General features: G+C 32.0%; 19 protein-coding genes and 3 pseudogenes. 15 read left to right on the top strand and 7 right to left on the bottom strand.

Annotated features, from left to right (window positions below):
* The first annotated feature begins 23 nt into the window (after positions 1-23).
* From H8698_RS00105 to H8698_RS00045, 13 genes are all read left to right on the top strand, one after another.
* Positions 24-1,169, top strand: coding sequence for a glycosyltransferase family 4 protein (locus H8698_RS00105; protein WP_249310464.1), 1,146 nt, complete (start codon positions 24-26; stop codon positions 1,167-1,169).
* The gene (locus H8698_RS00100) at positions 1,156-2,643 is read left to right on the top strand and encodes a hypothetical protein (protein ID WP_249310462.1); all 1,488 of its coding nucleotides are present in this window, start codon (positions 1,156-1,158) and stop codon (positions 2,641-2,643) included. The genes H8698_RS00105 and H8698_RS00100 overlap by 14 nt, the downstream gene beginning before the upstream one ends.
* Positions 2,643-3,482: a carbohydrate deacetylase gene (locus H8698_RS00095; RefSeq protein ID WP_249310460.1), complete on the top strand. Its 840-nt coding sequence runs from the start codon at positions 2,643-2,645 to the stop codon at positions 3,480-3,482. Before H8698_RS00100 ends, H8698_RS00095 begins: the two co-directional genes overlap by 1 nt.
* 31 nt (positions 3,483-3,513) lie before the next feature.
* Positions 3,514-4,683 (top strand): glycosyltransferase, encoded by a 1,170-nt coding sequence (locus H8698_RS00090; RefSeq protein ID WP_249310458.1) that lies wholly within the window; start codon positions 3,514-3,516, stop codon positions 4,681-4,683.
* A gap of 1 nt (position 4,684) precedes the next feature.
* Positions 4,685-5,953, top strand: coding sequence for an O-antigen ligase family protein (locus H8698_RS00085; protein ID WP_249310457.1), 1,269 nt, complete (start codon positions 4,685-4,687; stop codon positions 5,951-5,953).
* Between the two features lie 16 nt (positions 5,954-5,969).
* Positions 5,970-6,566: a DapH/DapD/GlmU-related protein gene (locus H8698_RS00080; RefSeq protein WP_249310456.1), complete on the top strand. Its 597-nt coding sequence runs from the start codon at positions 5,970-5,972 to the stop codon at positions 6,564-6,566.
* A gap of 12 nt (positions 6,567-6,578) precedes the next feature.
* Positions 6,579-7,787, top strand: coding sequence for a glycosyltransferase family 4 protein (locus H8698_RS00075; RefSeq protein WP_249310455.1), 1,209 nt, complete (start codon positions 6,579-6,581; stop codon positions 7,785-7,787).
* A gap of 4 nt (positions 7,788-7,791) precedes the next feature.
* Positions 7,792-9,237 (top strand): oligosaccharide flippase family protein, encoded by a 1,446-nt coding sequence (locus H8698_RS00070; protein WP_249310454.1) that lies wholly within the window; start codon positions 7,792-7,794, stop codon positions 9,235-9,237.
* Between the two features lie 15 nt (positions 9,238-9,252).
* Entirely contained in the window at positions 9,253-10,176 is a 924-nt protein-coding gene (locus H8698_RS00065) for a hypothetical protein (RefSeq protein WP_249310453.1), read from the top strand.
* Between the two features lie 17 nt (positions 10,177-10,193).
* Positions 10,194-10,727, top strand: a complete 534-nt coding sequence (locus tag H8698_RS00060) for a DapH/DapD/GlmU-related protein (RefSeq protein ID WP_249310452.1) — start codon at positions 10,194-10,196, stop codon at positions 10,725-10,727.
* A 17-nt stretch (positions 10,728-10,744) separates the two neighbouring features.
* Entirely contained in the window at positions 10,745-11,938 is a 1,194-nt protein-coding gene (locus H8698_RS00055; protein WP_249310451.1) for a nucleotidyltransferase family protein, read from the top strand.
* 95 nt (positions 11,939-12,033) lie between these two features.
* Positions 12,034-13,218, top strand: coding sequence for a nucleotide sugar dehydrogenase (locus tag H8698_RS00050; RefSeq protein ID WP_249310450.1), 1,185 nt, complete (start codon positions 12,034-12,036; stop codon positions 13,216-13,218).
* 291 nt (positions 13,219-13,509) lie between these two features.
* Positions 13,510-14,847 carry a hemolysin family protein gene (locus H8698_RS00045; RefSeq protein ID WP_249310448.1) on the top strand — a complete coding sequence of 446 codons (1,338 nt, stop codon included), beginning with the start codon at positions 13,510-13,512 and terminating at the stop codon, positions 14,845-14,847.
* A 30-nt stretch (positions 14,848-14,877) separates the two neighbouring features.
* Here H8698_RS00045 and H8698_RS00040 read toward each other — a convergent pair whose 3' ends face one another.
* Complete coding sequence (locus H8698_RS00040; RefSeq protein ID WP_177678411.1) at positions 14,878-15,117, bottom strand: helix-turn-helix domain-containing protein; 240 nt, start codon at positions 15,115-15,117, stop codon at positions 14,878-14,880.
* 96 nt (positions 15,118-15,213) lie between these two features.
* On the bottom strand, positions 15,214-15,345 hold the full coding sequence (locus H8698_RS13225; protein WP_283245348.1) for a hypothetical protein: 132 nt from the start codon (positions 15,343-15,345) through the stop codon (positions 15,214-15,216).
* Between the two features lie 200 nt (positions 15,346-15,545).
* On the opposite strand from H8698_RS13225, the pseudogene H8698_RS00035 reads away from it, so the two are divergent.
* Positions 15,546-15,987 (top strand): annotated as a pseudogene (locus H8698_RS00035) (response regulator transcription factor).
* Positions 15,965-16,069 (top strand): annotated as a pseudogene (locus tag H8698_RS00030) (sensor histidine kinase); the annotation flags it as partial. The pseudogenes H8698_RS00035 and H8698_RS00030, both read left to right, overlap by 23 nt.
* 310 nt (positions 16,070-16,379) lie before the next feature.
* On the opposite strand, the gene H8698_RS00020 reads toward H8698_RS00030, so the two are convergent.
* The 5 genes and pseudogenes from H8698_RS00020 to H8698_RS13455 all read right to left on the bottom strand — a co-directional run.
* Positions 16,380-16,595 carry a hypothetical protein gene (locus H8698_RS00020; RefSeq protein ID WP_249310446.1) on the bottom strand — a complete coding sequence of 72 codons (216 nt, stop codon included), beginning with the start codon at positions 16,593-16,595 and terminating at the stop codon, positions 16,380-16,382.
* A 43-nt stretch (positions 16,596-16,638) separates the two neighbouring features.
* Positions 16,639-16,860, bottom strand: coding sequence for a hypothetical protein (locus tag H8698_RS00015; RefSeq protein ID WP_249310444.1), 222 nt, complete (start codon positions 16,858-16,860; stop codon positions 16,639-16,641).
* Positions 16,861-16,948: 88 nt separating this feature from the next.
* Positions 16,949-17,197, bottom strand: a complete 249-nt coding sequence (locus H8698_RS00010) for a hypothetical protein (RefSeq protein ID WP_249310442.1) — start codon at positions 17,195-17,197, stop codon at positions 16,949-16,951.
* 10 nt (positions 17,198-17,207) lie between these two features.
* Positions 17,208-17,741, bottom strand: coding sequence for a hypothetical protein (locus tag H8698_RS00005; RefSeq protein ID WP_249310440.1), 534 nt, complete (start codon positions 17,739-17,741; stop codon positions 17,208-17,210).
* Positions 17,659-17,928: pseudogene (locus H8698_RS13455) on the bottom strand (RHS repeat-associated core domain-containing protein); the annotation flags it as partial. The pseudogene H8698_RS13455 and the gene H8698_RS00005, both read right to left, overlap by 83 nt.
* Positions 17,929-18,188 lie beyond the last annotated feature (260 nt).

Raw genomic sequence — 18,188 nt, 5'->3', positions numbered from 1 at the left:
CATCTTCAAAGGAACGGTGTTGTATGAAATTGTTACATATAAATTGTAATTATTTAGGAACGCCACTACACCAAATAATGGCTGAGCATTTAACAAATTTAAATATTGAAAATCATATTTTTGTTCCGACTTATGACAAAACACAAACTGTAATAAAATCCAATTCCAACGTTACGGTTTCGGAATGTTTTGCAAAATGGGATAGGTTAGTTTTTGATCATAAGCAGACTAAAATATTGAAAAGTATTGATTCTCAATTTCATATAAAAACATTTGATTGTATACATGCTTATACACTTTTTACTGATGGTAACTGCGCTATGCGATTATCGGAAACATATCGTGTTCCATATGTGGTGGCAATACGCAATACCGATGTGAATTACTTTTTGAAGTATATGGTACATCTGCGCAGGCGCGGAATTAAAATTATGCGAAATGCTGCTGCAATTTTCTTTTTGTCTGATTCTTATAAAAATCAAATATTTAATAAATATGTTCCCAAAAAGTATCAGACAGAATTATTGAAAAAATCATATGTCATTCCAAATGGAATTGATGACTTTTGGTTGAATCATTTAGTGAAAAATATGGATTTACCGCATACCTGCCGACTTATGAATAAAGAATTGAATTTGATTTATGCTGGACGAATTGATAGAAATAAAAATATAATTACCACGCAAAAAGCAATTAAAATTTTAGAAAAAGAAGGATATAAAATTAGCTTTACTGTAATCGGGAAAATTGAAAACAAAAAAGTATTTAATAGAATTATTTCCGATAAAAATACCAATTATTTAGAACCGTTGCCAAAAGAAGAATTGATTGATATATACAGAAAGAATGATATTTTTGTAATGCCTTCTTTTACAGAATCTTTTGGTTTGGTTTATGCGGAAGCTATGAGTCAGGGGCTGCCTGTGATTTACACTGCTGGACAAGGTTTTGACGGACAGTTTGAAGAGGGCACGGTAGGATACCACATTGATCCCAAAAATATCTATGATATCGTTCGCGCTATAAAAAAAATATTAATAAATTATGATGTTTTTTGTGAAAATTGTAAAATAAAAGTTTTAAAATTTTCATGGAAAAGTATTGCAGAAACTTATTGCGAAATTTATAATTCCATTTTACTTGGGAGATTTACAAATGAACAAAATTGATGCAATATTTAAAAATGCAGTATTTACATATTACATGACAAATAATAAAGGATCTAATGTTTCTGAATTTGATAAAAAAATTTCTTTTTTAGATTGGAATATATATATCAGCAATAAAACTAACCTTCAATATGCTATCACAGATTACATTTCCGTTGTTATAATTGGCTATTGTATCGATGGTGACGGTATTATTGAACCAAGAAATCTTTCAGATTATATAGCAAAAAAGATAAAAACATTAGATATGTTTATATCATTTTCTAAAAGATTGGCAGGTAAATATATAATTTTTTTGAATATAAATGGAACTTATTATGTATTTACAGACGCAACAGCCAGTTTGCCTGTATATTACACCAATAGTAAGAAAATTCAGCATATTTCATCGCATGAATATTTAGTCGCAAAATATGCTAAATGTAACTTATCTAAAAATAGTCTTTATATGTTAAAAGGTAGTGACCAAGCTAAAACACTTCCGAACAATATAACCTTCCATGAAAACGTTTATTTATTATTGCCAAATCATTATTACGAAATAAAAAACAATTGCAGTGTTAGAATAACGAAAAAAGATATAAAGAATATCATTTCTCCTCAGATCGCGGCCCAAAAGAGTTTAGAGATTATTAATCATATAAAGAACCAAATTATTAATGATTTTGAAATTAAATGTCCGTTAACCGGGGGATATGACAGCAGAGTAGTATTTGCGGTTTTGCTAGGGAAAAAATTTGAATCTTATACAATGACGCATAAAATGTCTTTAACTGATTCAGACTTGGCAGTTCCTATGCAGATTACAAAAAAATATAAAATAAAGCATTTTTTGATTGAAGATAAAATACCAACAGCCGAACAATTTGATATAGCAAACGAAATATTTGGTAAAGGAATGTATTCAGAATATACCTTACAGTTGATTGCAACTTTAATAAAGGATGCAGGAAACTCATGTATTTTAAATGGAGATATCCTCGGACAAATTGGGAAAAGTTCGCTTCATAAAAACATTCCACCAATTTTTATGGGGTATCGTTATTATGCATGTAAGGTGCATAATACATCGTTACAGGCATTAAAGCAGAGTAAAAAATGGTATCAGGAAATTTCAAAGAAGTTTGATAAGAAATATATTTGCGATTTATTTTCTGAAGAAATTAGACTCGGGCGTTGGGCAGGAAATGAGAACTGTTTATTTTCAACATTTGGTATTAATGTATTAAATATTTTTAATTGTCAGAAAATTATAGAAATATGGGAATGTGTAGATAGAAAAGACAGAAAAAATGCACAAATTCATAAAGAGTTACTTAAGATTATAAATTCTGAATTACTTAATTATTCATTTAATCATTCAGAATCGTTGTTTGTAAAAATTGCAAATAGTAATTTCTTTTTATTCTATATTGCAACATTTACTAAGCATTACTTACAAGCGTTAAAACATTTTTTTAGGAGTTATGGTTAATGAAACTGATTGTTACAGCTGATGATTATGGCATGTCGCCTGGTGTTAATGAAGGGATTGAACGATGCATTAAAAGCGGAATTGTTACGTCGACAAATGTGATGATGAATATGCCTTATTATTCATCAGCCATAGAGGTAAAAAGAAAATATCCGCATATATCGTTCGGACTTCATTGGACAGTTAGTTGCGGAAAACCGCTTTCTGATCCCAAAAATGTGTCAACTTTAGTTGATGCGAACGGTAATTTTTTTTCACCGTCAATATTTGTAGAAAAAATGAAACATAAAAAAATTAATTTAACGGAGTTGACCCAAGAATTAATTCTACAGTATGATGAATATGTAAGATTATTTGGTGAACCAGAGTATTGGAATACGCACCAAAATGTACATGTTAATTTGTATGCATTTGATTTTTTCTTTACGCTTGCTTTGCAGTTAAATATAAAAAAAATGAGATATCATAAGAAAGTATGGATTAAACCAAAGAATAATTTAAAGAATAGTTTAAAATTTAATTTTATGGAAAATTTAAAGCTCGTTGTTTTAAATTCTTGGAAGCGTAAAATGATACATAAAGGTGTTAAGTCGCCAAATGGATTGGCTACTTTTATTGATTCAAAAGAATCATTCATTAAGATGGACTTTGGAGATAGAATGATTTCCAACAATATTGATGTCGTAGAATTAGTGATACACCCGGCAACAAAGATTGATAGTATATTCCAAGGAAGTCTGACTAATCGTAGAGTATCAGAATTCAGTGTTTTTTCAAAGTTTCAGATGAAACAATATTTGGAGAAATATTTTGAATTAACTTCTTATAAGAGTATTTAATTTAGTTTTTGATGTAAAGGTTAAACATAATATGAAAAAAAAAATTTTGATTGTTAATAAATCATTTGAGCTTGGTGGTATACAACATGCTTTAGTAAATATGCTAAAAGCATTGCAGCTTATAAACAATAATATACAGATTGATTTATTAATTTTCAACAACGATGACGTATGTAAAAACCAAATACCTGTTGATATCAAGATATTAAAACCTAGCTTATTGGTTAAAACAATGGGGATGAGTTTTTCAAGAGTGTTGGAAACTAAAAATATAATTCAGATAATTTTTAAAATTTTATCCACTGCTTGGTCAAAAGTTTTCGGAAATTCATTGCCAATATCAATTGCATTCCTGTTTCAAAAAAAATTAAAAGTGCACTATGATTATGCCGTAGCATATCACCATGAAACCAACAAAAAAACAATGGTGAGTGGATTTGTTAGATTTATTTTAAAAAAATGCGATTCAGATGTTAAAATGGGCTGGATACATAGTGATTTTGTTGCAACGGGTTTAGGAACCAAGCAGAATAGAAAGATTTATTCGCAGCTGGATAAAATAATTTGTGTATCTAAAGCAACAAAAACATCATTCCTTTCTCTTTTTCCTGAATTAGAATCCAAATGCGATTATTGTTATAACTATCTTCCAGTAGACGAAATTCGTAAAAAAAGTCTGTCGGAATCAATTTCATTTGGTTGTGATGAAGGGGTAGTTTTTTTTTCGGCATGTCGATTTGTAGCAGAAAAAGGAATTGAGAGGACGATAATGGCTATGTTGCCGTTGTGGAAAGAAGGATTAAAATTTAAATGGTATATAGCTGGAAACGGTATTGAATATGCTAAAATTGAGCATTTAATTCATAATTATAACATTCACGACAAAGTAATCTTACTTGGATACAAGGAAAATCCGTATCCGTACATGAAAGCCGCCGATTGGTTTTTGCTTTCTTCCTATCATGAAACTTTTTCTATGGTAGCTGCAGAATCTATGATAGTTGGAACGCCAGTTTTAGCGACAGATCTCCCAGTTGTAAGAGAACTTATTGATGAAAACAGCGGATATATATGTCATAATTCTGTTGAAGGAATCAAAGATGCGATTAAAGATATTGTTTCGCAAAAAAAGTCAATAAAAGTTCAACTTCGAGAAAATTTGGTGAACTCAAAAGGACAATTTGAAAGGATATTCCAATAAAATGGCTCTTAACTTCAAAAATTTATTTGTGTATATTACAATTGTTTCCACAATATTGTCATCAGTGTTGTATGTAGGCGTAGCTTCCTTGTATCATTTTTGCATTGCTATTGCATTTATAATTGCGTGGAATCATAAAAATTTACGATTAGAAAATATATGTAAGACAAATGAGATGCTTCAATTTATGCTTATATGGTTTGTGTATTCCATTTTTTCACTTATATGGGCACCTGACAAAAAGCTTTGTATACAATATATTTATTATATACTGTTAATTTTTTTATATTTTTGTGTTATGATTGACCATATAGACGAAAGAGAAAAAATATATAAAATGGTACATTTTTTTATAATATTAAGTGTAGTTGCAACAACCATTGGACTTTGGGAAGCAAGCACAGGAAAGCATTTGCTAAAAGATTATATTGACACTGAGGGTAGATTGAAATTGCAATATATGCCTGGATTTACTTATAGAAATCCAAATGATTTTGCTATGTTTTTACTTCAAATGTTTCCTTTTATACTTTATGGTATGATATATGAAAAAAGACTTCTTTTTAAAATAATGTCCATATACAGCGTATTAACAACGTTCATTTGTGTTGCAGCCTGTCAATCCAGAACAATATTAATTGTTATATTAATTTTTTCTCTAGTTACCGTATTAAAAATGTTTCAGGATAAATGGGGTCGAATTTTGTTTGCAATAATTGCTATAGCAATTGTGTTAAGCAGTGTACCGCAGTTTTCTACTTGGCTTAAAGATGCTTTGGTTGATTTAGATGCAAAAAATTTACAAACTTCAATATCAACAGAAGGAAATTCAGGATTGGTTCGTATTAATTTAGCAAAAAATGGTGTACTAATGTGCTTGCAAACTGTTGGGCTAGGGGTTGGAGCAGGGTGTCACCGAGTTGTTATGAATGAGTATTCTAAAAATTTTTATAATGTTGGTCATGTTTCCGTAGCGCATAACTTTTTAATTGAGCTTCTTGCTGATTATGGAATATTTGTTTTTATATTTTTCTTTTTATCAATGTTCTATTTTATACGGAAATTAAAATATCTTCAAAATAATTTAAAAAATTGTAACGATAGGAATTTAGCATTTTTTTTAAAATGGTCAGTTTTACTATTTCCGATTGGCGCAATTTCTTCGAGTTCAATGATGCAATTAACTTCTCTATGGGGAACAATAGGATTTGCGATTGCTTTTATAGAATATCATATTCGTGTAGAACATGAAGAAGTTGATATAAAGTGATTGGAGGTATATATCGGTGATTGGAAATTGGAAAAAGATGAATTTAAAAAAAAGATATATAAATCGTATTTTGTGCTGGATAAAAAAAATTAACATAAAAAAATGTTGTATTGTAGGAGATAATACTGTTTTTGACTTTTATGTATCATGCCGTTACGATTATAAGTATTCTATTTCCTTTGGGAATAATTGCGTATTATTTGGAAATTATCACACGCAAGATAACGGCATAATCGAAATTGGGGATAATGTAACTGTACGTTATAATACACGTATTGGAGCAGTTAATCATATTAAAATTGGAAATAATGTTATTATCTCAAATAATGTTACCATTTACGACAATAATAATCATCCAACGTCTGTAAGTGAAAGAATAAACATATGCAATAATTTTTTTGATGATGATGTTTGGAAGTGGAAACATTCAAGAAGTGCACCTGTAGTTATAGAAGATAATGTATGGATTGGTGAAAGCGCAACAATTTTGAAAGGTGTTCACATTGGAAAGGGTGCAATTGTTGCAATGGGAGCAATTGTTACAAAAAATGTTCCGGACTTTGCAATTGTCGCAGGTAATCCTGCAAAAATTGTAAAATATCTTAATCAGTAACCGGAGGGCAAAATGAAAGTTATCATATTGCACAGAAATAGCTTTGACGTCATTGGCGGTGTAGAGAGCACCATCTATTATATGGCGAAAGAGTTGAACAATCTGGGATTCGAAGCAATTGTTGTCGCAAAGAAACGAACAGATAGCGTTCAACAGGATAATAACAACTTTTGCAAAGTTATTCGGTATAAACCCAGTCGGTATCTTAAAAAAGCAACAGTATTGTTTCATCCTTATTTAGAATATAAAAATGCTTTTAAAGATTTAAAAAATATTATTTTACATGAAAAACCCGATTTTATTATTTCAAGAGATAATCTTCTTTCCTATGCAATCAGTCATTATTATAATAGCAATAAAATTGTTTATATACCTCTTGGTGTTATAAAATATTACAATTTAAAAAGGAAAGAAACTGAAAATATAAAATCATTTATATTAGAATTAATCAGATATATTCAGTTAAAGCAAGAAAGTTTTTTTCAGCTTAAAGCACTGAAAAAACTGAAACATATTGTCGTTTTCAGTAATAATATGAAAAATCAGATTTATCACGCTATCGGTGATACGACAAAGGTCTCAGTAGTACATCCCGGTGTGGCAGAAAAATTTATTCCAATGAATACTGAAAAAACTACAATTCGTGACGAATTTTCTATACCAACAAATAAAAAAATCTTTTTATTTGTTGGAAGAGTTGTCCGTGAAAAAAACATAAGAATGTTGATCGAAGCTTTTAAAAAATCCAATTACAAAGATAGTTATCTAATTATTGTCGGTGGAGGAGATGACTTGGAGTATGTAAAAAATATGGTTGAAAAGCTGCAATTAACAAAAAATGTTTTTTTTACCGGGTTTCGAAAAGATACTGAATTGTTTTATCGTGAAGCATCTTTTTTTGTATTACCGTCTTATTATGAATCGTTTGGAAATGTTATATTGGAAGCAATGGCCTCCGGTACACCTGTTATCGGTTTTAAAACAGAAGAAGGTAAAACACTTACAGCTGTTGGCGAACTGATTGAAAATGAAAAAAACGGTTTTGTTTGTGAGAATTATTCATTGAATTCTTTGGTACGTGCACTTAATAAAGCCCATACAATTTATGGTACTGCTGAATATAAAAAAATGCGTAAGTATTGTGCTGAATCGACTCGTTTGAATTTTAGCTGGAATAAATTCTTGAAAAGAATACTTAATGTATTGCAAAATGAGGTATGATATTATGAAGGTGGGTGAAGAAGCTGCTTGGCTGACCGTTACTAAAGTAATAACTATGTTAATAAATATGGTTATCACTATGTTTTTATCGAGATTCAGAACATTAACTGAATATGGAACATATTCACAAATTTATTTAATTGCAACAATTGCAACCTCTATTTTTGTTTTAGGGTTACCGGCTAGTATAAATTATTTTTTAAACCGAACGGAGGATAAAATATGCAGGCAAGAATTTTTATCTGTATATTTTACGTTTGGTTCGTTGCTTGGCATAATAATTGCGATTCTGTTGTTGGTGTTATACCCATTTGTAGTAAAGTATTTCAATAACAATATGTTGTTTACATATAAATTTGCAGTGTTATTATTACCTTGGATAAGCATTTTTAATAATTCTGCAGATAATTTATTTATTGCATATCATAAAACTGCATATCTTATGTTATATAGGCTCTTATATAGTATTATGCTTTTAATAACTGTTGTATTATTCGCATTAAATAACGGAAACTTTTATACCTATATGATTATTTATATTGCCGTTCAGACAATATTTGTTATTGGATTATATTATGCTGCATATAGAATGTCGGGCAAATTAAATATATTAATTAAAAAAAATCTTATTATTGAAATATTACAATATTGTATTCCTTTGGGAATTGCGGCAATTGTATCAACCCTAAATATTGAGTTGGATAAGTTGATGATAGGACGATTTTACAGTACTGATGCGATGGCGGTATATACCAATGTTTCAAAAGAACTTCCAATTAATTTACTGACTGTTGCCGTTACGACGGTGATGCTTCCTAAAATGGTGTCATTAATAGGAAAAAACAAAAAACAAGAGGCTATTGAAGCCTGGGGCGTATCAATTGAATTATCAGCTGTTGTATTATGCTTTGCCTGTATGATATTATTTGTTTTTTCAGATATAGTAATTAATATATTATATTCAGCAAAATATCTTGAAGGAAATAATATTTTCAAAGTGTATGTAATTACATCCTTGGTTAAGATTACATCTTGGGGAATTGTTCTAAATGCAACAAATAATACAAAATTAGTATTAAAAACGTCGGTTATAACTTTGCTTATAAATGTTGTTCTTAATTTTTTGTTATTAAAATTGTTTGGAATGATTGGCGCTGCAGTTTCAACCTTAATCAGCGAGTTTTTCGGAATTGCGTTAAAATTGTATTATACAGCAAACGTTATTGGTTATAAATATAAAGATGTCATTCCCTGGAAAAAAATAGGACAAATTCTTTTTATTAATGTTTTGCTTGGAGTAATTGTTTATATACTAAACATGCTGTTTAGTAATAATATTCAAAACTTATATATTAGATCCTGTATATGTGTTGGAATGGGTTTTATTATTTACTTTTCTTTAATGCAAAAAAAACTAAAGATGTTATGGCTTAAATTAAATGATGTGTAATAGGGGCTGTTTCAAATGTTGGACAAAATGTATGACTTGTTGGCTAATATTTCAAAAGGAAAGCCAAAAAAGACACAAATAAAACTTTATAAATATATAGGAATTATTACGAATATCTACATAAGGTTCCGTTACACTTTAAAAAATAGATTTTCAAAGAAAAATGGTATTACAGATAATGGAGAGATAGAAGTAATTGTTTCATTAACATCCTTTCCGGCAAGAATTCACACGGTTTTTTATGCTATTGAAACACTGATGAATCAAACTGTAAAACCAAATAAAATCATTCTATGGCTTTCAAAAGAGCAATTTAGCAGCATTAATCATTTGCCAAAAACTTTATTAAGGCAAAGAAAGCGCGGATTAGAAATATATCTGGTAGATGACGATTTAAAAGGACATAAAAAATATTATTATGCTTTTCGGACTTTTCCCAATTCTAAGATTATTACTTTTGATGATGATTTATTATATCCTTCATATGCCATAGAAAGATTGATAGACAAAAATAAAGAATATCCAAACTGTGTGTGTTGTAATCGCGGCCATGAAATAAAAATTGCAGACGGAAAAATTTGTTCTTATAAAGAATGGGTTAAAGAAGCAATATACTTAAACACGCCAACCAACTGTTTGTGTCCGACACATGGTGCAGGTGCCTTGTTCCCTGTAAATAGTGTTGATAATGATGTTTTTTGTGTGGAGAAAATAAAAAAATATGTCTATTATTCGGACGATATATGGTTAAAAGCAATGGCTTTTAAAAAAGGAACCAAAGCCGTTTATACAAACGACTTTCCACAGTGGCTGTTTGTAATAAGAGGATCGCAAAATGTCACTTTGGCACAAAAAAATATTAATCAAAATCAAAACGATTTTGCAATTTCACTTATTATGGAAGAGTATAAATTTAATTTCAAATCCTTTAAAGACTGATAAAAAGGAGTATTCTTGTGAAGTTAAAAAGTTTGTTTTTTTATGCTATATATATTTTATTTGCAAAACACCTCCCCTCTTCAAAGGTATTATTTTTAGGAAAATATTTTAAAAAAATTCGATATTTTTGTGTTAGAAACTTTATTGCAAAATGCGGAAAAAATGTAAACGTGGAAAATAATGCGACATTTTCACGAAAAGTAGAAATTGGCGATAATTCGGGTTTAGGACAAAGATGTTGCATTGGTGGAAAGTGCATAATAGGTACTGATGTTATGATGGGACCAGATTGCGTTATTTATTCAAAAAATCATAACTTTACTAGAACAGATATTCCAATGATTCAACAGGGATATCAAGAATCAAAAACCGTCATCATTGGCAATGACGTATGGATAGGAGGCAGAGTTTCGATTCTGCCGGGAATTTCTATTGGAAATGGTGTTATAATAGGGACTGGTGCGGTTGTTACAAAAGACGTGCCTGATTTTGCTATCGTTGCAGGTGTTCCGGCAAAAATTATAAAATATCGAAATGAAAATGATGGATAATTGAAAGGATGTTTCGTGTGACGAATGAGTTCGAAAATATGCTTTATTTATTTTCCTGTGCTGCCCAAAATATTGCGCCAGATATAAATAGAAGTTATGACATTCCTCTCATAAAAAAATATGCAGTGGACAATCGGGTTTGGCCGGTAATTGTGATTGGTGCACAAAAATGGGAAAATGATAATCTTAAAATTTCAGACAGTGCTGTAGCATTAGAAGTTTATCATAATTTGTTACGAACAGTAAAATTGGCGGAAGTAATTAAAAAACTTGAAAATAATGGAATATCATGTTGCATTTTAAAGGGGCAGACATTAGCAAAGCTTTACGCAGAACCGTTTTCAAGAATTTCGTCAGATATTGATATATATATTGATAGTCAAGATGAAAAAAAAAGCTGCAAAATTCTTGCGGAAAATGGATTTGAAATTTTAGAACGAGCTTTCGGTTCTCACCATATAAAATGCATCAGCGAAGTATATGGCCGAATTGAATTACATACAGAATATTTTGATAAAGTCATTGCAGAACTTTGGTTTTCTGATTTGGGATGTTTTTCGAATCAAAAAATACAATTTGATTTTGAAAATATTCAATGCAGCACGCTAAATATTACAGAGGGTTTGATTTTTAATTTTCTCCATTTTATTAAACATTATATATCCGGTTTGGTAACAGTACGTCAACTTATGGATAATTTACTTTATTTAAAAGCATATAAAAATGAAATTAATTATGAAAAACTGAATTATATTTTACACAAGTTACACTATCATAAGTTTTTATTAATTTGTATTGGATTTGGGATAAAATATTTTCACTTTAACGAAGCTGATTTTGTTTATGAGGTACCAAAGGAATATAATAGTCTTATTCTTAATTTGGCAGAGGATTTTTTAGTCTCTGCTGGAAACAATGATAGCATGCTTTATCATGAGTATGGTAAAACAAAATATATTAGCAAGCACAAAAAAGGATTTTATAGAATTTATCATTTTACAAAAAATTCAGGGGGTATGAGGAGAAATGTAGTAGTGAGCAATAAAACGATGAAAGAAAAGTATCCGATTTTAAATCGATATCCATTATTATATCCGTTTTGCTTTTTGATGAGAGCAACTGTAGGCGTATGGAAAGTGTTTTTTAGTAAAAATCATGCTTCACGGAAGGAAATTAAAAGACTGAAATTAATTAAAGATTTTGGATTATAATCAGTTTGTTCTATGAGAAGCTGTTTTATTATGACGAGTTAACAGATTTGGTTAAATGGTATAAATTATTTTATAATATTTAAGGAGTGTTTTCATTGAAAATAACTGTTGCTGGAACAGGTTACGTAGGATTATCTATTGCAGTTTTGTTAGCCCAGCACAATGAAGTTGCCGCAATTGATATTATTAAAGAAAAGGTTGACATGATAAACAACAAAAAATCTCCCATTGCTGATAATGAAATTCAGGAATATTTATCATCAAAAAGTTTATCGTTAACTGCAACTGATAATGCAGAAGAAGCGTATAAAAATGCAGATTTTGTAGTTATTGCAGCACCTACAAACTATGACCCTCAACAAAACCACTTTGATACCTCTGCAGTTGAGGCGGTAATTGAGCTTGTTTTAAAATTTAATCCAAACGCTTTCATGGTAATAAAATCAACAATTCCTGTCGGATATACAGAGCATGTCCGCAAGCAATATAAAACAGATAAAATTTTGTTTAGTCCCGAGTTCCTTAGGGAGGGCAAAGCATTGTATGACAATTTATATCCCAGCAGAATTATTGTGGGGACTGATAATAATGATAAAAATTGTGTTAAAGCCGCGCATACATTTGCTGAACTTCTAAAGAATGGCTCTCTAAAAGAACATGTTGAAACACGAATTATGGGATTTAGTGAGGCAGAAGCGGTTAAGTTATTTGCGAATACCTACCTTGCTCTCAGAGTAGCCTTTTTTAATGAACTGGATACATATGCAGAAGTGAGAAATCTTGACACAAAAGCAATTATTGAGGGGGTAGGATTAGACCCGCGAATTGGTAATTTTTATAATAATCCATCCTTTGGCTATGGGGGATATTGTCTTCCAAAAGATACCAAACAATTGTTGGCCAACTATGATAATGTTCCAAACAATATTATCGGAGCCATTGTTGCTGCAAATACAACCCGAAAAGACTTTATTGCTGATAGAATTATTTTAAAAAATCCACAAGTTGTTGGCGTTTACAGGTTAACAATGAAATCAAATTCTGATAATTTTAGGCAGTCATCTATTCAGGGCGTTATGAAACGAGTAAAAGCAAAAGGAATAGAAGTCGTTGTTTATGAACCTGCATTACATGAGGAATTTTTCTTTCATTCAAGGGTAATTCAAGATTTAGCTGAATTTAAGAAAATGTCAGATGTTATTCTTGCTAACAGATACCACCCTGATATTGAAGATGTTTTGGATAAGGTATATACAAGAGACTTATATTTTAGAGATTAATTTAAGAAGTAAACAAAACAACGCGGTTGAAATAAATTTTTTAACAAATACTTAACATTAAAATATTTACATTTTATACAGTTTGTGATATACTGTTTCTAAAATAAGTGAGGAGGTGATGTTTGATAACATGGATAGTTGCGATGAAGATGATAAAACTGCAAATTCTTTTTTTATAAAGCTTTATATTCGGTTTGTAAGGCATAACCTACGGCTTTAGCAGCTATTGACGTAGGGTTGTGCCTTTTTGTGTATAAAAATAATGACTGAAAATAAAATGGAGGAAATAAATTGGGTAATACATTACTTTGGCAATTACTGCTGCAGGTTTTATTAATTGCGCTGAACGCTGTTTTTGCCAGTGCAGAAATTGCTGTTATATCCATGAATGATACAAAACTGCAAAAGCTTGCAGAAGCGGGGAATAAAAGGGCTATGCGCTTAGCTAGGCTCACTTCTCAGCCGGCCAGATTTTTGGCCACTATTCAGGTGGCAATTACGCTTTCCGGCTTTTTAGGAAGCGCCTTTGCGGCGGACAATTTTTCCGATTTGCTGGTAAGCGGATTGATGAGCCTTGGCGTGCCTGTTTCAGAAAAAACTCTGGACACCATTTCTGTTGTCTTAATTACGTTAATCTTATCTTATTTTACGTTGGTTTTCGGCGAGCTGGTTCCAAAGCGGGTTGCCATGAAAAACGCGGAAGCCCTGGCTCTTAAAATCTCGACCCTGGTTTCGGCAATTTCTAAAATATTTGCGCCGTTGGTCTGGTTTTTAACGCTGTCTACCAATGCAATTTTAAGGCTTTTGGGAATTGATCCGAACAGTGATGATGAAGAAGTTACCGAAGAAGAAATTAGAATGATGGTGGATGCTGGAAGTGAAAAAGGCGCCATTGACGTGGAAGAAAAGGAGCTTATTCAAAACGTATTTGAATTTGACGACCTTTCTGCCGACGAGATTGCAACGCACCGCACAGAGGTAACCTTGCTTTGGCTGGAGGAAACAGACGAACAGTGGGAAAAAACGATTTTTGAAAGTCCTCATTCCATGTTTCCTGTGTGCGACGAAACGGTTGATAACGTCATCGGCATTTTAAACACAAAAAACTATTTCAGGCTGAAAAACAAAAGTCGTGAAAACGTAATGAATTCGGCCGTCACGGTTCCTTATTTCGTACCTGAAACATTGAAAGCGGATACGCTGTTTAAAAACATGAAAGCGAGCGGCCATTACTTTGCGGTTGTAATTGACGAATATGGCGGCATGACAGGCATTATTACTTTGAATGATTTAATTCAAAGGCTGGTGGGGGATTTTGACGAGGAAATTTTACCGCGGGAAAGAATGGACATTGAGCGGCTTGATTCAAAAACCTGGAACATAACAGGAAATGCCGAAATTGAAGAAGTTGAAAAAAATCTTGGTGTGATTTTAAATCCAGATAACGAATTTGAAACTTTTGGGGGATATGTTTTCTCCAAATTTGGATCTATTCCGGAAGATGGAAGCAAATTTGAACTTGACAGCGATGGCCTGCACATTAAAGTTCTTGAAATTAAAGACCATAGAATGTTACATTCCTTGGTGTGCGTTGAAAATTTTAAAAATTCTGAAAGTTCTAAAGAATAGCAGAATGTAAAAAAATAGCTGTTTTAACAGCTATTTTTTTATTTGTTCCTTTGGCTCAATAAACAACTGATATGGCTCAATGTCTAAAATTTCGCACAGGTGAAACAGCATGTCTAAAGAAGGCACCCGATTCATGTTTTTTGCCTCAAGATGACTTATGTAGGCTCTGGACACATTTGCGTTCATAGAAAGACCGATTTGCGTTAAATGTTTTTTCTTTCTGTAATACGCAATATTTTCACCAATAATCTTATAATATTTTTCTTTCATACACATCACTTCCTTATAAATAAATGCTAACATAAAATTGGCAACATAAAACTTGCCTATAGTTAGCATTACAAGAAATATGTAAAGAGGGCAGAGTTAATCTGCATCCTCTCCGCCCGGGCCATCCCTGCGTTCCGATTTGTCAGTCGGACGGTCCTGTGCCGTTGAAGTCCACTGGTTATTGGTAGCGGTTTTTTCCGCACCGCATTTTTTGTTTTTATCATTCATGCTCATTCACCTCAGAAAATAGTGTAACCGTTTTGGCAGGTATTTATTTGCTGAGCATAAAAAAGTTGTATTTTGGGTTGTGTATTTCTGTTAAAAGAACTATAATAAAGGTGGTTTGTTTCGAAGTGCTAAGGAGAGTGAAATGAAAAATGAAACGTATTTTTTTGGTTGAAGACGATCAGGCAATTGCTTAAAATCTTGTGCTTTTGCTTCATTCGGAAGGGTTTGCTGTTACCCGCGCGCCGGCGCGTCGCCCTCGCCCTTCTATCGGACAACTTGTTCGACCTGGCGCCGATTGACGTTTCTCTGCTGGATGGAAACGGCTTTTCGGTCTGCACCGAAATTAAAGAAGTGCAGGATATACCCGTAATTTTTCTCACTGCCTCCGGCGATGAAGCCAGTGTGGTTACTGTCGATACAGCGAGTGGCATTGTAAAAAAAGACGGTGTGGAAATTTATCTATCCGCCTTGGAATATCGCCTGTTGTTGGTGTTCGTTAACAATTCTAAAAGTATTATTACCCGTGGACGACTGCTTGATGAACTATGGAACGCAGCCGGAGAATTTGTGAACGATAACACTTTAACTGTTTATATCAAACGTCTGCGGCAAAAAATAGAAAATGACCCTGCGAATTCGTGAACAAAACGATGCGCTAAAGAATGAAAAAGAACACCTGGCCGATTCGCTTGCCGACATTGCCCACCAGCTCCGCACACCGCTTATAAAGGCTTGACAAGCGGGAGAGCAGATATTGGTTTTCAATTTCCGTGGGCTAGCATTGGAATTAGTATATTCAGCGTATTTTTTGTGATGTTTATTACTATGCTTTATGCCATTCGCAAGATAAAAAAAGAAAATGTTATTGATGCACTCGGAGATGATATGACTTAAAAAAACATTGCAGCCTAACTGGTTACCAGTTTACAAAATTCAAGAGGTTATTTCATTTAAATTCAAAATGATTTAAAGGGCAGACATAAGCCTGCCCTTTATAAATTATTTAGTTTTTATTCCACGTTGAGAACAGTTTTTTAAATATCAGCAACCATCCCCAAAGATATAATTGAAAACTCGCATCTTAACCCTATTTCAGCAAGTAAAGACATTTGTTTTGGGGTAATTTCAAAATATATTTGTGATTCATCTGCCTGCAAGGCTACCCTGATAGAACAATCTGCTTGTTTTCCTATCTTATTTAATAATGTTTTGTGTATTAAAATATCATTTAAAAATTCATCAAATTCCACTGGAAATTTCTCGGACATACCCCGATATGTTTTTCTTTGATATCTAAATCACGCATATATTCGCATGATTTTTGATAACAAAAAAAATCAGCATCAAGAGGATCAAATAATTTTGAAATTTTTGTTTCTTTTCGTATATAATTTGTTTCATATTTTTTAATGCACTTAATTCCTTTTCAAATGTTGTTAATTCCCCACGAATGCCCAGTGAAAACTGAAAACAAATAGCAAAATTATTTTCCGAGAAATTCTTTTCCAAGTTCAATTAACTCCTCCCATGTAAAATTAGCATTATTGGGTTTCCCCACACTTCCTTTGGATTGTTCTAAATATTCGGGGTAGCACTCCTAATTTTAATTATAGATAAACAATCTACCAATTTCATCAATAAGACTTTCAAGTAAAATACCATATTGATTAGGCTCATCTCCGTTAAAACCATAAATAAGTAATTCATCTCCAACGGCATCACGCAATTGATTTCCTAAATTATGGTCAATATTAATTAAATCTTTGCATTCTAATACCCAAAGTAAATTTGATCTTTGTTTTATGTAACAATCGTATAATAAATTAATTGAATCAGTTTTTAACGAAATCATATATTATCCTTTATCTTGTTCCAAATATGTTTTTTGCCCATGCGGTTACAACCTTACCTGCCTTATTTAGAACTACAACAGCATTTTCGCCTATATATTTAATCGTATCATTGGCTTCTTGATATATAACTTCGATAGGCGTTTTAACTGCTTCAATTACAGCAGCATCTTTAACGCTAGCCACTCCATCTATGCCTATTACTTGTGCTAACCCATGCTTTGTAAATCCAGTAATTTGTATTGATCCAGTCATACCTAAATACATAGACCAATCTACATTGTTAAGACCAAATTCCTCAGCAACAGTCGGTTCTTCACCCCATTCCAAATTGGTGAACTTCATATCTGTATAGAAAGGAGAGTCTAATTCATTGTTCAGAAAAGGAGTGTTCTGATATTGAGCAACATCAGAAACCGATTCAACTTGCCCAAAATAACCTAATCCATTAATAAAATTAGGATCACTTGAATAGGAAACGGCACGTAATGGAATCTTCGCCAAATTCTTCAGCATCAGGATCTGTATGATAAACGCCGTTATCATCCGCATAACCTTCGCGAAGAGTTCCCCACGGATCGGTAAACTTAACGGGATTGCCATTACAATAGCTAAACCAGTTCAGACCGTCGCGGATAGGATCTTCTGTGGTGAAGCTTCCTGTTTTGGGGTCTAAGTATCGCATGCGGAGGTAGATATAACTCGACTCGGGGTCGTGGTATTCGCCACGATAGCCGAAGTTATCAGCAAATTTTTACTCGTAATCTTATACAAAATTTATTAATCGTGCTTTTAATATCTTTATATTATCACATAAATTTACAAAGTACAAGTTTTTTTCTTTCAATATTAATTAAAAGGGGTAGTCATCACAACTACCCCTTGGCCTAAATACATCAGCGTTTGCCCTCATAAAAATTAAATTGTGAATCAATATAGCCTTCCACACCATTTAAAATTACATTCGCATAACCATTTTTAAAACGAGAGGCC

This window comes from Congzhengia minquanensis, from assembly GCF_014384785.1.
GTDB classification, from domain to species: Bacteria; Bacillota; Clostridia; order UBA1381; family UBA9506; genus Congzhengia; species Congzhengia minquanensis.
The sequence above is the reverse complement of the archived record's forward strand: the minus strand, read 5'-3'. Positions and strand labels throughout refer to the sequence as shown.

Bases quoted from the DNA above. Each gene is read 5' to 3' on its own strand.
- H8698_RS00105 (WP_249310464.1), top strand. From the start codon at position 24: ATGAAATTGTTACATATAAATTGTAATTATTTAGGAACGCCACTACAC.
- H8698_RS00100 (WP_249310462.1), top strand. From the start codon at position 1,156: ATGAACAAAATTGATGCAATATTTAAAAATGCAGTATTTACATATTAC.
- H8698_RS00095 (WP_249310460.1), top strand. From the start codon at position 2,643: ATGAAACTGATTGTTACAGCTGATGATTATGGCATGTCGCCTGGTGTT.
- H8698_RS00090 (WP_249310458.1), top strand. From the start codon at position 3,514: ATGAAAAAAAAAATTTTGATTGTTAATAAATCATTTGAGCTTGGTGGT.
- H8698_RS00085 (WP_249310457.1), top strand. From the start codon at position 4,685: ATGGCTCTTAACTTCAAAAATTTATTTGTGTATATTACAATTGTTTCC.
- H8698_RS00075 (WP_249310455.1), top strand. From the start codon at position 6,579: ATGAAAGTTATCATATTGCACAGAAATAGCTTTGACGTCATTGGCGGT.
- H8698_RS00070 (WP_249310454.1), top strand. From the start codon at position 7,792: ATGAAGGTGGGTGAAGAAGCTGCTTGGCTGACCGTTACTAAAGTAATA.
- H8698_RS00065 (WP_249310453.1), top strand. From the start codon at position 9,253: ATGTTGGACAAAATGTATGACTTGTTGGCTAATATTTCAAAAGGAAAG.
- H8698_RS00040 (WP_177678411.1), bottom strand. From the start codon at position 15,117: ATGAAAGAAAAATATTATAAGATTATTGGTGAAAATATTGCGTATTAC.
- H8698_RS13225 (WP_283245348.1), bottom strand. From the start codon at position 15,345: ATGAATGATAAAAACAAAAAATGCGGTGCGGAAAAAACCGCTACCAAT.
- H8698_RS00010 (WP_249310442.1), bottom strand. From the start codon at position 17,197: ATGATTTCGTTAAAAACTGATTCAATTAATTTATTATACGATTGTTAC.
- H8698_RS00005 (WP_249310440.1), bottom strand. From the start codon at position 17,741: ATGATAACGGCGTTTATCATACAGATCCTGATGCTGAAGAATTTGGCG.